The following is a 14,602-nucleotide window of genomic DNA, read 5'->3' on the forward strand; positions in this document are numbered from 1 at the left end:
CAGCTCCCCCCGAAGGCGAGCGGGAACCGGGACACGGGGCGAGAGGGCTTCGAGGGTCCCGGCCCGGACGGCGAGCGCGGCTCCATCCGGCCGTAATGACGGCGTTGCCGTGGGCGCGGCGAGAAAAAGGGAAGGCGGGTGCCAACGGGTTGTTGGCAGGATGTCCGCGCTCAACACTCGATGGGAAAGGACCTGACGACCGTGGCTCGTGCCATCACTCTGATTCGCTCCGCCTCTCTGTCCGATGTCGCCGAGTACGCCTACGCAGCCACGGCGCCCGCCGACTCCCGCCTGATCTTCCTCGCTGGGGCGTGTCCCCTGAACGATGACGGCTCGACGGCAGCGATCGGGGACTACGCGGGTCAGGCGTTGAAAGCCGTCGAGAACATGGAGGCTGCTCTTGCTGCCTCCGGTGCGTCACTCCAGGACGTCATCAGTACAAGGGTTCTTGTCGCATCGGCCCGGCGGGAGGATCTGGTGGCTGCCTGGGAGGTAGTCCGGGACTCGTTCTCTGACCATGACGTCCCCAGCACCTTGATGGGCGTCACTGTCCTCGGCTACAAGGACCAGCTCGTCGAGATCGAGGCCGTCGCCGCCGTGCTCGACTCTTGACGTCAACTGACACAATGCTGCGGCTGAGCGCGGCCTGAACCGGAAGTGCCTGGCAGCAGCACCGCTGATGCGGGGATCGCCGGCCGCCTGTCAGAGCGGCCGGCAATCGAGGCAGGAAGCTCTCTGAGGTCAGCCGGTCTTGGCGGGCTCCTCGGCTCGTGCCCGGGTGGAGGCGAGGCGGTAGGAGTCGGTGCCGGTCTCGATGATGGTGCCGTTGAAGGTCAGGCGGTCGACAATGGCCGCGCAGAGCCGCGGGTCCGTGAACGTCTTCGTCCAGCCGCCGAAGATCCGGGTGACCGTGTGCCGCTGCTTGCGCGGCGCGTCCAGATCAGCCCGCAGGATCTCGTCGATCACCGGCTTGAACGGGAGTTCCGAGAGCGCACCTTCGGTGTGTCGGGGTAGGCCGTCCCATTCGGATCTTGCCGGGCGTACGGGGCAGGCAAGATCCGGAGGAGGCGGCCTGTACCCGCCCTACAGCGTGGGTGCCTTCGGCAGGGCATCGCGCATGCGGTCGAGGAGCGCCCGGGCCGCGGGGCTCGCGGGTCCGGTGGCCGGCCAGGCGAGGACGATGCGGGCACGGATCCGGGGCTGGACGATCTGCAGGGCTCGCAGGGGTCCGGCAAGACCGGGCGCCTCCTCGTCGAGGGGCAGCACGGCGACGCCCAGGCCCCGGGTGGCGAGCTGCGCGAGCACGTGGGGGGCCGCCGCCTCGAAGGCGACCCGAGGCCGGAATCCTGCCTGCGCGCAGGCGCGTTCAAGGGCTTCCCGGACTCCGGTGCCGCGCGGTAGGCAGATCAGCGGGCGGTCCCGCAGATCGGCCAGGGGGACGCCGGTGCGGTCGGTTGGGGTGAGGAGTGGGTCGCCGGGTGCAACGGCGGCGCCGAGCGGAGCATCGATGACCGTCCGGTAGGAGAGGCCGGGAGGAGGTTCTGTTCCGGTGGGTCCGAGGAGGGCGATGTCGATCTCGCCGGCCAGTAGCGCGGCCTGCATCCGCTCCGAGGTGTCCTCGGTCAGCGCGATCTCCAGGGCGGGGTGGGTGTCGTGGAAGTCCGCGAGGAACGAGGCAACGTCGAAGGCGTGGCCGGTGGCACCGGAGACCAGTCCGAGCGTGACCCGGCCGCGCAGCAGTCCGGCGTGCTCGTCCACGGCGTGTCGCACCGCGTCCGCGGCAGCCAACGCGGCTCGCGCGTACGGCAGGACGGCCCGGCCCACCTCGGTCGGCGTCACTGACCGGTTGGACCGCTCAAGGAGAGGCTGCCCGAGCTCTTTCTCAAGCTGGCGGATCTGGGCGCTGAGCCCCGGCTGGGAAAGATGCAGCCGGGCAGCGGCGCGGGTGAAGCCGCCCTCCTCGACGACGGTGACGAAGTAGCGCAGCTGGCGAAGCTCCATAAGCGTTGATTCTAGATCGCAGCACATCCATCTATTGGACATATGGTTCGGCTGGCCGCAGGGTTGATCACATGGAGAATGCGACATCTCGCAAGCACAGGGACGCCGAGGTCAGGACCTTGATCGCGGCGGAACGCCAGGAGCTGGCCGACCTGCTCGACGGCCTGCGGCCCGCCCAGTGGGACGAGCCGAGTCTCTGCGCGGGATGGCGGATCCGTGAGGTCACAGCCCACATGTCGATGGGGTTCCGTCTCTCCCTGCCCGCGACGCTCGGCGAGTTGGCCAGGGCCCGGGGAAACCTGCACCGCATGACCGACCGCGTCGCGCGCAGGGACGCGGCTGCCCATTCCACCGCCGAACTCGCCGCGTTCCTGCGGGAGGGCGCTCACCACCCCTGGACTCCGCCGGTCGGTGGATTCCAAGCCGCGCTCGGCCACGACGTGGTGCACGGCCTGGACATCACGGTCGCCCTCGGCCTGGACCGGCGTGTCCCCGAGGACCGGCTGCGGGTGCTGCTCGACGGGATTCGGCCCAGCGGCCTGAGGTTCTTCGGCGCCGACATCGGCGGAGTACGGCTGTGTGCCGAGGACCTGGACTGGTCGTACGGATCAGGCTCCCCCGTGTACGGCGCCGCCCAGGACCTCCTCCTGCTCGCCTTCGGCCGCAGGCTTCCACCCGGCCGGCTCCGGGGCGAACCGAGCAGCCGCTTCACCGCCGTCTGAACGCGGACACCGCTCGCGTCCCCGAGAAAGGCCCCATCATGCGCACCCGACTCCTCCAGGGACTGTCCCTGCTTTCCACCGGCCTGCTTGCCGGTGCCTTCGGCTACGGCGCCGCGAACCTCGTCCCGACCTTCAACGCCGTGCCACTCGATATGAGACTCCACTTCCATGCCGAGCTGATGAAAATGAACGGGATCACCATGCAGGGGGCCATGGCGGTCTCCGCCCTCAGCACCCTCGCCCTGGCCGCCCTCACACGCGGCAGGCCCCGAGTCCTCGCGGCCGCGGCGGGGTTCCTGACCGTCGCGTCCTTCCTGATCACCCGGTTCGGGAACGTCCCGATCAACGGCCGCATCAAGCAGTGGGCTGCCACCGCACCGCCGGCCGACCACGCGAGCATCCTGCACCGCTGGGAGCTGTTCAACGACGCCCGTACCCTCACCGCCGTGGTGGCGTTCGCCCTCCTCACCTTCCTCGCCCTGCGGAAGACCACTCCATACCCGACGGCAGATAAGCCGCAGGAAACGGTCTGAACTCGCGGCCAGTGCCAGCGCTGTCCGTGCGGCGGAGCCGGGGCTCGCTCGGGGGCGGGAACTGGACAGCTGATCGGGCTCCTTGCACCGCACAACGAACGTCCCGCGGCACGCACCTTCACGCTTCCAAAACCCAGGAACATCACTCGCCCGCGGCATGGTTCGTCGACGAGCAAGGCTCGCTTCGGTAAGCACGTCCTGAACGTCGACCACGGTCCCCGATGACGCTACGTCACCGAGACCAAACCCCATTGATCGTCCTCACGGAATTTGTGCCTGGTCCCACTACTGCTCGATAAAGCCAACTCACCGGACCCGGCCAGCACCAGTACCGCTCTACGAGCGTTCGGTGAGCAACTCAGCCAGGCGGTCGGCGAATTCGGTGAGCCAGTCCAGCCGTGGTCCAGTGCGGGCGATACGAAACCCGTGGCGGCGGCCCCAGAACGCAGTCTGGGCGGCATGGAACTGGGCCCACCGTCGGACGCGTTCACGGTCGAGTTCTGCGGCCTCGGTGAAGACGTCCAAGACGCGGCAGACAGCCTTGTGCAGGTCATCCGCTTCGAGGAGCTTCAGCGCGCGGGACTTCAGCAGTGTGCCGCCGTCGTAGGCTTGCGGCGGTCACGGGTGGAGCGGATCGGCTCACGAACCTCTTCGCGTGACGGCTCCGAATCTGCCCGAGAGCCATCAGAAGCGCTCTAGCGGCCGGCTTCTCCAGATCGGGACCGCGCTCTCGGCTGGGGGCGACATCGCGAGGCGCCGACGCTCCCTCGCCGACCGGCCGATCGCTCCAGCAGGGCTCCGCCGCTACTGCGGTCTGACCGGAAACGAGCCCCCCAGTGCGCGTCGGCACGCCTCTTCCAGTGCCCCCTTGAGGTCCTCGTCCGCATCCGCCAGGAACTCCGCGTCCAGTTCCGACACGAGGTCCCGCGCCCTGGCGAGGAGCGCGCGCCCCTCGTCGGTCAGCTCCAGCCGTGCGCGGTGCCCCTGCCCCTGCAAGCTGCGTTCCACCGCCCCCATCTCCTCCAGCATGAGAACGGTGGCGCGCATGCTCTGACTGGTGACCCCCGCACGGCGGGCCAGGTCGCTGTAGGACAGCTCGGCGTCGCGCGAGAGATGTCCGAGCGCACTGAACAGCCGCACCGACAGACCGATGCCGACGAGCCGGGCCTCCATCTGCTCCTGCAGACGACGCCCGGCGGCGATCACCAGTACGACGGTCGGCAGCGCACCCTCCGGCGCCTTGCTCACCTGTGACTCCCTACCGGGGCTCTACGTTCGGGAACCCCCGGTGTTCAGTGTCCCAGGCCACCGCCGACCGCCGCTCAGGCCGGCGGCACCACGACGCCGAGCCGCTCGGCGGCCCGCCTGGACAGCTCCCGGAAGGCAGCGTGCTCCCCGTCGAAGTTCCTCATCGACGCCCCGGCCAGCTCGGGCCCGGCCAGCTCCGGCGTACCGACGCCGAACAGGGGTTCCGGGGCGTACTCCCAGTTCAGTTCGGACAGGCGCGCGGCCTCGGTGCCCCGGAGGTCCTGGATCAGCCGCAGCGCGATTTCGAGTCCGCCGGTCGCCGGGCCGGCGGTGATGCGGTTGCGGTCCTCCACGACGCGGTTGGTCGGCACCAGGGTCGCCCCGTAGTACGGCAACAGGTCGTACGCGTGGAAGTTGGTGGTGGCCCGGTACCCGCGGAGCAGCCCGGCCGCGCCCAGCAGCACGCTGCCCAGGCAGACACCCGCGACCCACTTCGCGCGGCTGCCGCGGTCGGCGAGGAACTCCAGTGTCTCGGCGTCCTCGCAGATCCCGGCGGGCACCGCGCCCGCGAGCAGGACGTCGAGGTCGGCCGGGCAGTCCTCGAACGTGGTGGTTGCACGCGTGGGGAAGAGGGGGAAGCCCGTCAGCTCGTCCAGGTCCTTCCAGACGAGATGCACGTTCACCTCCGGCTGGAAGCCCAGAAGCGTGTGGAATCCGATGACATCGACCGGCAGGTACCCGGGGCACACCAGGATCGCGACTTCGAGCTTGCGCAGTTCATCGGTCATGTTCCTTCTTCTCTCGCCTCGACAGTACTTACAGGCAGACTACAAGCCTGACTGTAAGGCTGCCTTAAGGGGGCTGCCCACACTCGAATGCCCCGGCTCCTCCGCCTTCCGTTCCAGGCCGTTTCTGATGGCTCGTGAAATCCGCTTGCGCCGGTCACGGGTGGGGTGGACGTGGCACGGATCGGCTCACGAACCTCTTCGCGTGACGGCTCATCCGCCCAAGAGTCATCAGGAGCGCCCTAGGTGCGCACACTCGCCAACGATCCAGCCGTGATGGATGCAGGCTGGTCAGACGTAGGACCAGCCGGCGGTGTCCTGGGCGCAGGCCCGCCGCTGGGGCGGCATCAGAGACCGAGGTCAGTTTCCGACGGCCGCATCCCGACCGCGCAGTTCCTCGATCGCTCGGGCGATGCCTTTCTTGTCGTAGCTGCCGGTCGGCAGGGTGGAGCTGTGGGTGTGGCGGATGATGCCGTGGCTGTCGACCAGGATGCTGCCGGACTGCTGCATAGCCCCGAAGACCTTTTTCATCATTCCGACGGCCGCGTGGGGGCTGCCTTCTCGACCGGTGACGACGAGGAAAGGCAGGTCGTTGCGGGTCTGCCAGGCGGCGGCCTCCTGGCGTCCCTCCGGTACGGCGACGAGGACGCGAACGCCGTTGGTGGCGAACTCGGCGCTGTGCTTGGCCAGGTCCTTGACGTGGCCGTTGCAGACCGGGCACGACGTCGACCTCATGAAGTAGACGAGTACGCCGTGCTGTCCGAGGTGGTCGGCCAAGCGCACGGGGCGCCCGGCGGTGTCCTCCAGGGCGATGTCAGGTGCGGTTGTTCCGATCTCAAGCATGAGGGCTCCTTGCGGATGACATGAAAGTGGACTCGTTGTGACGTGAACCGATGGCGCCGGTGTGCCGCGGAGGCATCGCGGGCAGGGGCCAACGGGCCTTGCTGGATTGGTGCGTTGAGCGGTACGGGGTGTAGTGGCGTCGAGTTGTGGGACTGTTTCAGGCGGCGGTTGGTCCCGAAGCGGGTGATCATCCAGAGCGGCGTGGCGCGCTGGTGCGTGGCGCGACTGTGGGTTTGCAACGGCCCTGGGTGCAGGAGCGTTCGAGTCGGCCTCGGGAGACGGTCTGAGCCAGACCGATCGCCCAGCACATCGGGCACCCCCGCAGAGCGATGGCGCCGGCCGGGGCCAGCAGCAGACTCGCCGGCCCCAGGGCCGGGAGCAACGCGACTGCCCCGATCAGGGCACCGAAGCCGAGGACTCCGCGTGCGAGGTGACGCGGGGTCGAGGAACTGGCGAAGCTCCTGTCCCCGGTCATCCTGCGTCTCCGGGCCTGGCATCGGATCCGGTGTGCAGGGCGAGCCGCACCGCCGTGCGCGCGCGGTGCGGCTGGGACTTCATCGCGGCCACGCTCAGCCCCAACGTGTCGGCGACCGTCCGCCCCGGATACCCCTGGACGTCGCGCATGATCAGAACCCGCCGCTGCAGTTCGGCCAGATCACCGATAGCTCGGGCGACCCGCTCGGCTTCCAGGCGCTGGAGGACCTCGTCCTCCAGCGGCAGCATCTCGGCATCGGTGGAGTGTTCACGCCGGCGGGCCATCAGCTGTGCCCGGCGCAGGCACTCGTTGCGCACGATCCGGAACATCCACGACGCCAACGCCCCCGTCGCCCGCAGCGAGCCGATCTTGCGATAGAGAACGATCAGCGCCTCCTGTGCGGCATCCTCGGCGTCCTGGGGTGAGGCGCACAGCGCATGCGCGAATCGCTGCACGTGCGGATGGGCGTCGTAGACCAGCGCGTTGATCGACTCGACATCACCACGCTGAGCGGCGTCGATCAGTCGCTCGCTGGCCCAGCTCCACTCAGCCATGCGAACGCCCCCCACCGGTGCGTTGACGTCACGCTGGACGCCCCCGTCAACGCGACCACAACGGTCGCGACGACAACCATGACCATTCCAACCTCCACATCCGGCTCCGAGTGCCTGCGCGACACTCACATAGGAGGCATCGACATCCGGAAAGGATTCACCCCGGCCGCAAGCTTTTCCTGCGGCCGGGCCCCGGAGCCGCAACCGTGTGCGGCGTCTGTGCCGGCGTCCGGCAGACGTGGTGGAACGTGCGCGGCACGGCCGGATTGGCCGACGGCCGATGCTCAGCGGAACTCCAGGCCGCGCTGACGGAACAACTGATTCCGTTCCGGCCGACGGGCGGTGGCTCTGCGGCGGTCCGGCGGTCCCCTGTCTCAGGTTGAGGCGGCCGCGGCCTCGACGAAGGCAGGCACTCGGCCACCGCCCGGACCGGGTCCGCCTCCTCCGACGATCGCGTGTTTCTGAACGGCACGGGAATCCGGGCTCAGCCTTCGTCGGATGCGACGTCGTTTGACGAGTCGGCAATGACGTCGGCCAGCCAGTGCAGTTGCGCGGCGAGCGTGCGGCACTCCTGTGGTGTGAGGTGGGACAGCGCTCGGGACTGGCGTTCTTGAAGCGCGCGCTGCATGGCCGTGAGTCGACGGGCCCCTTCCTCGGTGAGGCGGATCATGACCCGGCGTTCGTCCTCAGGGGAGCGCTGTCGGGTCACCACGCCCTTGGCCTCAAGCTGCTTGAGCATCCGGGTCGCCGTGGGGACGCTGACCTCGGCGCCGGCGGCCAGCCGCCCGACGGGCAGACCGGTCTCCTGCGCGCCACCCTCCGTCAGAGGGGTAAGCAGGGCCGTCTGGGCCAGGGACAGGCCCTCTGCCGCCTGGCCGGCGGTGGCCGCCCGTGCGCGGCGCATGGCGTAGAAGAGCTGGTCTGCTGCGCGCGCCACGTCCTCGACACCGCTGTGTTCTCCCTCGTGGCCTCGCATGGTGTCCACCGCGGTGCCCTCGTCAGGTTCGATCGCGGTAGCCCGGCGACGTGCGTGCTTGCCTGTTTCCCTCACGACTGTTAGCTTACTAGATAAATTAATTAGCTAGCTAATTAATAGAAGGGCAAGCAATATGTCGTTCCCCGCCCGCATCGACGTTCACCAGCACATGGTCCCGCCCGTGTGGGCCCAGGCCCTGGACGCGCGCGGCCTTGACGCCGGCGGCTGGGCCATCCCGGCGTGGAGTCCGAGCAGCGCGATCGCGATGATGGACCACCAGGGCATCGCCACCGGCGTCCTGTCCGTCACCACGCCCGGCGTCCACCTCGACACCGACCGGGACGCCGGCACCCTCGCCCGCGCCGTCAACGAGTACGGCGCCGAGGTGGTCAAGGACCACCCCGACCGCTTCGGCCAATTCGCCAGCATCCCGCTGCCCGACATCGACGGCGCCGTCACCGAGGCCGTACACGCCCTCGACATCCTGGGCGCCGACGGCGTGGTGCTGATGTCCAACGCTCACGGCCGCTACCTCGGCGACCCCGACTTCGAACCGCTGTGGGCCGAACTCGACCGCCGCCACGCCAACGTGTTCATCCACCCCGACCAGCCCCCGACGCCGATGCTGCCCGGCACCCCCGCCCCGCTCGCCGACTACCCCTTCGACACCACCCGCACCGCGCTCAATCTGGTGCTGAACGGCGTCATGGACCGGCACCGGAACGTGCGGGTGATCCTCTCCCACGGCGGCGGTTTCCTCCCCTACGTCGCCTACCGCTTCTCGGGGCTGACCTCCACCGTTGTCTACCCGGACCGCAGTGCCGAGGACATCCTGCGCGACCTCAGGCGGTTCTACTTCGACACCGCCCTCTCCGCCAGCCCCAGCGCCCTGCCCGCCCTACTCGCCTTCGCCGAGCCCGGCCATGTCCTGTACGGCAGCGACTGGCCCTTCGCCCCCCAGGAGGCGGGCACGTACTACAACCGGTTCCTGGAGACCTACCCCGACTTCGCCCCTGGGCAGGCCGACGCCATCGACCGCGCCAACGCCGAGGTGCTCTTCCCCCGCCTCGCCACGCGCTGAGCCGACGACCCGTTCGGTCGCCACCATCCGCCCTGAGGAGAGCGCCAAGCGCTTCCATGCCTCGGCGCGCCGCCTCGCCACGCCGGAGCTGCCGGTGGAGACGTTCATCGAGGCGGTCGACATGCTGGTCAAGCAGGACAAGGCAGGGGTGCCGACGGCCGATGAGTAGTCGCTCTACCTGCGGCCGTTCAGCTTCGCCGCCGAGGTCGGTCTTGGCGTCAGGCCCGCCCACGAGTACGTGATCATCGTGATCGCCTTCCCCGCGGGGGCGTACTTCCCCGGTGGCGTCAAGCCGGTGTCCATCTGGCTCTCCGAGGCACACCTTCGGGTCACGCCCGGTGGCGCCGGTGCAGTCAAGTGCGCGGGCAACTAAGCCACTTCGCCGGTCGCGCAGGCCCAGGCCATCAAGCACGGTCGCGACCAGGTGGTGCGGCTGGACGCGATCGCGCGCCTGGATCGAGGAAACCGGCGTGTACGGCGTCATACGTGATTCACATCCCGGACGGGCCGCTGGTGGATCCCCAGGGGACCGGTCACCGTCTTTGACCTTGTGGACCACCTGCCAACCCCAACTGCCGGCCAGCGCCTCACCGGCGGCGACCTGTGGTGCGGGCGACGCTTCCGCGGCGTCGGGGCGTGCTGTGGACTACCGGGCGCACCCGGCGACGCGCACGGTTTCCCGGTTCTGGCGGCCCACCGACGGGGAACGGTGTCAGCTGCTCTGACCTGCTCTTTCGCCCAGTCCTGACGTTGTGACAGTGAGTTGTTTGTGAAAGGTGAACCAGATGCACCAGCTCCCCCCGAAGGCGAGCGGGAACCGGGACACGGGGCGAGAGGGCTTCGAGGGTCCCGGCCCGGACGTCGAGCGCGGCTCCATCCGGCCGTTCGGAGGGGCACTCTTCCGTGGGGCGCGTTCCGGGAGGCGGTCGCGGGCGGGTACGTTCACGAACGTGCCGACGACCTTGAATGCCTCCGCGTCCCCGTCCGCCGTTCGAACCGTCGCCGCGTTGGCGTCCTCCGTGCTGCTGGTGTCGCCGCTGCTGGCCGGCACCGCGCAGGCCGCGCCCGCGGACGGCGGGCAACCGCCCAAGGCGCCCGTGCCCCCCGCGAAGATGTCGCAGGTGGGCGGGGACCGGCTGGGCCAGGCCGGCGTCCAGGTGCAGCCCCGGGCGGGTGCGCCTGCGCTCCCGGACGCCAAGGAGTTGACGGCCCGTTCGTGGATCGTCTCGGACGCGGAGTCCGGTGAGGTGTTGGCGGCGAAGAACCCGCACTGGCAGTTGGCGCCGGCCAGCACGCTGAAGATGCTGTTCGCCGACACCGTGCTGCCGAAGTTCCCCAAGACCCGGACCTACACGGTCAAGCCGGCCGACCTGGCGGGGATGGGCACCGGCAGCAGCCTCGTCGGGATAAAGGAGAACCTCACGTACACCGTGCACGACCTGTGGCTGGGGGTCTTCCTGCGGTCCGGGAACGATGCGGTGCACACGCTCTCGGCGATGAACGGCGGCACCGAGGCCACCGTCAAGGAGATGCAGAAGCGGGCGGTGGAACTCAACGCCACCGACACGCACGTGATCACGCCGGACGGCTACGACGCGCCGGGGCAGGTCTCCAGCGCCTACGACCTGAGCCTGTTCGCGCGGGCCGGGCTCCAGAACGCGGACTTCCGGGAGTACTGCTCCACGGCGAGTGCGCAGTTCCCGGGCGACACGGGCAAGGACGGCAAGCGGGCCACCTTCGGCATCCAGAACACCAACCGGCTGCTCAGCGGGGATTACGACATCAAGCCGTACCCGGGCATCGCCGGCGTGAAGAACGGGTCCACGACCAACGCCGGGTCCACGTTCACCGGGGTCGCCCAGCACGGCGACCGCAAGCTGCTCGTCACCGTCATGAACCCGGAGAAGAGGCAGCACAACGAGGCGTACCGGGAGGCCGCCAAGCTCTTCGACTGGGGCTTCGCCGCGGACGGCAAGGTCGCGGCGGTCGGCCACCTGGTCGGGCCGAAGGGCTCGGACAACGGGTCCGGCGCCGGTGCGAAGAACGGTGATCAGCAGGCCCAGGCCGGGCTGGACTCCGGCGGCGGCTGGGGCGGGCCGTGGACGGCCGCGGGCATCGGCGGCGGTGCGGTGGTGCTGCTGGGTGCGGTGGCGTGGTTCATCCGCAGGCGGCGGCCGCTGCCGGAGGCCGTTCAGGGACGCCGGGGCGGCGCCGGGAGGAGCCGGCGCAAGAAGTGACCGTCCGCCGCGCCGAGGGTGCCGGCCCGCCGCCTGTCCGGCGGGCCCGGGCCCGGCACCCTCGGCGCGGCCGTCACGCTCTGGTGGCTGTCGCGCTCCGGCGGCCGTCATGCTGCGGTGGCTCACGTTCGGGCGGCCGTCATGCTGCGGTGGTCGTCACGCCTCGGCGGTCGTCACGTTCCCGTGGTCGTCACGTCCCGGCCGTGGGCGCGGGCTCGGTCCGCTGGGTGGTCGTCCCCTGGGTGGTCGTCCGCTGGGTGGCCGTCCAGGCCGCGCAGAAGACCAGGAGCTTCGCGGTGAAGTTGATCCACAGCAGCAGCGCGATCGGGGTGCCGAACGCGCCGTACATGCTGCGCGCGGCGACGCCCCGTAGATAGCCGCTGAGCAGCAGTTTCAGCAGTTCGAAGCCGATCGCGCCGATGAGCGAGGCGGTGACCAGGGCACGCCGCGGCGGGTGGGCGCCGGCGAGCTTGGTCAGCACGTAGGCCAGCATCACGAAGTCGGCGAGCACCGCGATACAGAACCCGGCGATGGTGAGCAGGATGCTGGCCGCGCCGCCCTCGGGCAGCCCGATCTCCTTCGCGGCCCGGCCGACCGCCGCCGAGGCGAACGTCGAGCAGCCCACCGAGACCAGCGCGACCCCGCCGAGGCCGAGCAGCAGCCCGCCGTCACGGACCTTGCCGAGCAGGAAGTTGGTGTCGTCGTCGGGCGCCTCCCAGACGGCCCGTAGGCAGTCGCGCAGGGACTGCACCCAGCCGATGCCGGTGAACAGCAGCACGGCACCGGCGATCAGGCCGACCGTGCCGGCGTTGTTGACCAGCGCGGCGAGGTCGAGCTGGGCGGAGATGCCGGGGACCTGCTCGGCGAGCTTGGCCTCCAACGTGCGCAGTTGGGCGTCCCCGATGGTGGCGGCGACGATCGCGGCGGCGACGGTCAGCAGCGGGAAGAGCGCGATGAAACTGGTGAAGGTGATGGCTGCGGCCAGCCGGGTCCAGTGGACCCGGAGCATCCGGTCGAAGCTGCGCCAGAGGTGGGTGGCGAGCACCCAGCGGACGGCGGGCGCGAGCCGGGGGCCGACGACCGGCAGCCCGGTGATCCAGCCCAACGGACCGCCCTCGGCGGCCTTGTCCTGCTGCTCGGCCGGCTCCTGGGCCCGTTCCTCGGCCCGTTCCTCGGCCTCGCCGTTGCCCTTGTGCTCGTTCGGGTTGGCGTTCTCGTTCTCGTTGTCGTTCTTGGGCGTGCCCGCGTAGTCGCCGTCGTCCCCGGCGTCCCCGCCGTCCTGAGTGCCCCGTCCACCCGTCATCCCCGTACCGCCCTCCCGTGCCGGCTGCCCCAGTTGATCCGGAACATTAGCTTCCGGCTACCCCGCAAGCCGGCAATCACCCGGCGCACCGGGCACGGGCGCAACGGCGGTCGAGAGGGCGGTGCCTCAGTAGGACGCGGCCGGCGGCCGGGACAGCTCGGCGGCCTGCCGGGGCAGCGTCACCGACGCGCTCCCGGCCCCGAACGGGTACTCCCGCTCCAGCCGCCAGACCTCGTCGTCGCCCTTCTCGTAGAGCGCGAAGCCACCGACCGTCCAGGCGGCCGAGAAGTCCGCCAGCTCCGTCTGGGCACGGTCCATGGCCGCCTCGTCGATGCCGTGCGCGACGGTCACGTGCGGGTGGTACGGGAACTGGAGCTCGCGGGCGCACGGCCCGGACGCGGCGCGGACCCGCTCCTGGAGGACGGCGCAGCCGCGGGCGCCCTCGACGACCTTGACGAAGACCACCGGCGAGAGCGGACGGAAGGTGCCAGTGCCCGCCAGGCGGAGCGCGAAGGGCCGGCAGCCGGCGGCGACCTCGGCGAGATGCCGCTCGATGTCGGGCAGCGCCGCGGCGTCCACCTCGGTCGGCGGGAGGAGGGTGATGTGGGTGGGGATGCCGCGGGCGGCCGGGTCCCCGAAGCCCTCGCGCCTCCGCTGGAGGAAGCTGCCGTGCGGCTCCGGGACCGCGAGCGAAACGCCGAGCGTTACGGTCCCCACTGCGTTCTCCCTCCTGACGTGTGTGCGCGCGCCGCGCGGGCGCGCACCCTTCTCAGTGTGCCGGGACGGACCCTGACGGGCACGTCCCGGCCCTCCGCGGACGGTCAGCGCTTGGCCGGCAGGAACCCGAGCCGGTCGTAGGCGGTGGCCAGCGTCTCGGCCGCCACCGCGCGGGCCTTCTCGGCACCCTTGGCCAGGATCGTGTCCAGCGTCTCCGGGTCGTCGAGGTATTCCTGCGTACGGGTCCGGAACGGTGTGACGAAGTCGACCATCACCCCGGCCAGGTCGGTCTTGAGCGCGCCGTACATCTTGCCCTCGTAGGAGCGCTCCAGCGACGGGATGTCCTCGCCGGTGAGGGTGGACAGGATGGTGAGGAGGTTGCTGACGCCGGGCTTGGCCTCGCGGTCGAAGCGGATCACCGTGTCGGTGTCCGTCACGGCGCTCTTGATCTTCTTCGCGGTGGCCTTGGGGTCGTCGAGGAGGTCGATGATGCCCTTGGGCGAGGATGCCGACTTGCTCATCTTGATCGACGGGTCCTGAAGATCGAAGATCTTCGCCGTCTCCTTGACGATGTACGGGTTCGGGATGGTGAAGGTGTTGCCGTACCGGGTGTTGAAGCGGTCCGCGAGGTCGCGGGTCAGCTCCAGGTGCTGGCGCTGGTCCTCGCCGACGGGGACCTGGTCGGCCTGGTAGAGCAGGATGTCGGCGACCATCAGGACGGGGTACGTGAACAGGCCGACCGTCGTCCGGTCCGTCCCCTGCTTCGCCGACTTGTCCTTGAACTGCGTCATCCGGGACGCCTCACCGAAGCCGGTGACGCAGTTCATGACCCAGGCGAGCTGGGAGTGCTCGGGCACGTGGCTCTGCACGAAGAGCGTGCAGCGCTCCGGGTCGAGGCCGGCGGCCAGCAGCTGGGCGACGGCGACCCGGGTGTTGCGGCGCAGCTCCGCGGGGTCCTGCGGGACGGTGATCGCGTGCAGGTCGACCACCATGTAGAAGGCGTCGTGGGACTCCTGCAACGCCACCCACTGGCGCACCGCACCGAGGTAGTTGCCGAGGTGGAAGGAGCCGGCGGTGGGCTGGATACCGGAGAGCACACGAGGACGTTCGAGAGCCATGGCATGCAT

General features: G+C 69.9%; 14 protein-coding genes and 3 pseudogenes. 6 read left to right on the top strand and 11 right to left on the bottom strand.

The genetic code is table 11. The features are described from left to right. The first annotated feature begins 201 nt into the window (after positions 1-201). Positions 202-612 carry a RidA family protein gene (locus ACO0M4_RS00350; protein ID WP_430367490.1) on the top strand — a complete coding sequence of 137 codons (411 nt, stop codon included), beginning with the start codon at positions 202-204 and terminating at the stop codon, positions 610-612. Between the two features lie 129 nt (positions 613-741). On the opposite strand, the pseudogene ACO0M4_RS00355 reads toward ACO0M4_RS00350, so the two are convergent. Both ACO0M4_RS00355 and ACO0M4_RS00360 read right to left on the bottom strand, forming a co-directional pair. Then, a pseudogene (locus tag ACO0M4_RS00355) lies at positions 742-897 on the bottom strand (ATP-binding protein); the annotation flags it as partial. 186 nt (positions 898-1,083) lie between these two features. Continuing rightward, complete coding sequence (locus ACO0M4_RS00360) at positions 1,084-2,001, bottom strand: LysR family transcriptional regulator (RefSeq protein ID WP_430367491.1); 918 nt, start codon at positions 1,999-2,001, stop codon at positions 1,084-1,086. Positions 2,002-2,072: 71 nt separating this feature from the next. Here ACO0M4_RS00360 and ACO0M4_RS00365 point away from each other — a divergent pair, with 71 nt between their 5' ends. Both ACO0M4_RS00365 and ACO0M4_RS00370 read left to right on the top strand, forming a co-directional pair. Beyond that, the gene (locus tag ACO0M4_RS00365; protein WP_430367492.1) at positions 2,073-2,723 is read left to right on the top strand and encodes a maleylpyruvate isomerase family mycothiol-dependent enzyme; all 651 of its coding nucleotides are present in this window, start codon (positions 2,073-2,075) and stop codon (positions 2,721-2,723) included. Positions 2,724-2,761: 38 nt separating this feature from the next. Next, positions 2,762-3,256: an anthrone oxygenase family protein gene (locus ACO0M4_RS00370; protein WP_430367493.1), complete on the top strand. Its 495-nt coding sequence runs from the start codon at positions 2,762-2,764 to the stop codon at positions 3,254-3,256. A 336-nt stretch (positions 3,257-3,592) separates the two neighbouring features. On the opposite strand, the pseudogene ACO0M4_RS00375 reads toward ACO0M4_RS00370, so the two are convergent. The 6 genes and pseudogenes from ACO0M4_RS00375 to ACO0M4_RS00400 form a co-directional block, all read right to left on the bottom strand. After that, positions 3,593-3,865: pseudogene (locus ACO0M4_RS00375) on the bottom strand (aminoglycoside phosphotransferase family protein); the annotation flags it as partial. A gap of 195 nt (positions 3,866-4,060) precedes the next feature. Continuing rightward, on the bottom strand, positions 4,061-4,504 hold the full coding sequence (locus ACO0M4_RS00380; protein WP_430367494.1) for a MarR family winged helix-turn-helix transcriptional regulator: 444 nt from the start codon (positions 4,502-4,504) through the stop codon (positions 4,061-4,063). 74 nt (positions 4,505-4,578) lie between these two features. Beyond that, positions 4,579-5,292, bottom strand: a complete 714-nt coding sequence (locus ACO0M4_RS00385; RefSeq protein ID WP_430367495.1) for a DJ-1/PfpI family protein — start codon at positions 5,290-5,292, stop codon at positions 4,579-4,581. 357 nt (positions 5,293-5,649) lie between these two features. Beyond that, on the bottom strand, positions 5,650-6,132 hold the full coding sequence (locus ACO0M4_RS00390) for a peroxiredoxin family protein (protein WP_430367496.1): 483 nt from the start codon (positions 6,130-6,132) through the stop codon (positions 5,650-5,652). A gap of 471 nt (positions 6,133-6,603) precedes the next feature. After that, complete coding sequence (locus tag ACO0M4_RS00395; protein WP_430367497.1) at positions 6,604-7,161, bottom strand: RNA polymerase sigma factor; 558 nt, start codon at positions 7,159-7,161, stop codon at positions 6,604-6,606. A 484-nt stretch (positions 7,162-7,645) separates the two neighbouring features. Then, the gene (locus ACO0M4_RS00400; protein WP_430371164.1) at positions 7,646-8,137 is read right to left on the bottom strand and encodes a MarR family winged helix-turn-helix transcriptional regulator; all 492 of its coding nucleotides are present in this window, start codon (positions 8,135-8,137) and stop codon (positions 7,646-7,648) included. Positions 8,138-8,270: 133 nt separating this feature from the next. Between ACO0M4_RS00400 and ACO0M4_RS00405 the strand changes: the two genes are divergently transcribed. The 3 genes and pseudogenes from ACO0M4_RS00405 (at position 8,271) to ACO0M4_RS00415 (ending at position 11,455) form a co-directional block, all read left to right on the top strand. Further along, complete coding sequence (locus ACO0M4_RS00405) at positions 8,271-9,218, top strand: amidohydrolase family protein (RefSeq protein WP_430367498.1); 948 nt, start codon at positions 8,271-8,273, stop codon at positions 9,216-9,218. 13 nt (positions 9,219-9,231) lie between these two features. Continuing rightward, positions 9,232-9,688 (top strand): annotated as a pseudogene (locus ACO0M4_RS00410) (branched chain amino acid aminotransferase); the annotation flags it as partial. Positions 9,689-10,168: 480 nt separating this feature from the next. Further along, positions 10,169-11,455, top strand: a complete 1,287-nt coding sequence (locus ACO0M4_RS00415; protein ID WP_430367499.1) for a D-alanyl-D-alanine carboxypeptidase family protein — start codon at positions 10,169-10,171, stop codon at positions 11,453-11,455. Positions 11,456-11,645: 190 nt separating this feature from the next. Here ACO0M4_RS00415 and ACO0M4_RS00420 read toward each other — a convergent pair whose 3' ends face one another. From ACO0M4_RS00420 to trpS, 3 genes are all read right to left on the bottom strand, one after another. Beyond that, positions 11,646-12,560 carry a YihY/virulence factor BrkB family protein gene (locus ACO0M4_RS00420; RefSeq protein WP_430371166.1) on the bottom strand — a complete coding sequence of 305 codons (915 nt, stop codon included), beginning with the start codon at positions 12,558-12,560 and terminating at the stop codon, positions 11,646-11,648. Between the two features lie 324 nt (positions 12,561-12,884). Next, positions 12,885-13,475 (bottom strand): 2'-5' RNA ligase family protein, encoded by a 591-nt coding sequence (locus ACO0M4_RS00425; RefSeq protein ID WP_430367500.1) that lies wholly within the window; start codon positions 13,473-13,475, stop codon positions 12,885-12,887. A 104-nt stretch (positions 13,476-13,579) separates the two neighbouring features. Next, a complete protein-coding gene (gene trpS / locus ACO0M4_RS00430; protein WP_430367501.1) occupies positions 13,580-14,593 on the bottom strand; it encodes a tryptophan--tRNA ligase in 1,014 nt (337 codons plus the stop codon). Between the last annotated feature and the right edge of the window lie 9 nt (positions 14,594-14,602).

Source organism: Streptomyces sp. RGM 3693 (assembly GCF_050471125.1).
GTDB lineage: Bacteria > Actinomycetota > Actinomycetes > Streptomycetales > Streptomycetaceae > Streptomyces.

Excerpts from the sequence above, each read along its gene's own strand:
- ACO0M4_RS00405 (WP_430367498.1), top strand. The coding sequence starts at position 8,271 with ATGTCGTTCCCCGCCCGCATCGACGTTCACCAGCACATGGTCCCGCCC.
- ACO0M4_RS00370 (WP_430367493.1), top strand. The coding sequence starts at position 2,762 with ATGCGCACCCGACTCCTCCAGGGACTGTCCCTGCTTTCCACCGGCCTG.
- ACO0M4_RS00385 (WP_430367495.1), bottom strand. The coding sequence starts at position 5,292 with ATGACCGATGAACTGCGCAAGCTCGAAGTCGCGATCCTGGTGTGCCCC.
- trpS (WP_430367501.1), bottom strand. The coding sequence starts at position 14,593 with ATGGCTCTCGAACGTCCTCGTGTGCTCTCCGGTATCCAGCCCACCGCC.
- ACO0M4_RS00360 (WP_430367491.1), bottom strand. The coding sequence starts at position 2,001 with ATGGAGCTTCGCCAGCTGCGCTACTTCGTCACCGTCGTCGAGGAGGGC.
- ACO0M4_RS00390 (WP_430367496.1), bottom strand. The coding sequence starts at position 6,132 with ATGCTTGAGATCGGAACAACCGCACCTGACATCGCCCTGGAGGACACC.
- ACO0M4_RS00365 (WP_430367492.1), top strand. The coding sequence starts at position 2,073 with ATGGAGAATGCGACATCTCGCAAGCACAGGGACGCCGAGGTCAGGACC.
- ACO0M4_RS00400 (WP_430371164.1), bottom strand. The coding sequence starts at position 8,137 with ATGCGAGGCCACGAGGGAGAACACAGCGGTGTCGAGGACGTGGCGCGC.
- ACO0M4_RS00395 (WP_430367497.1), bottom strand. The coding sequence starts at position 7,161 with ATGGCTGAGTGGAGCTGGGCCAGCGAGCGACTGATCGACGCCGCTCAG.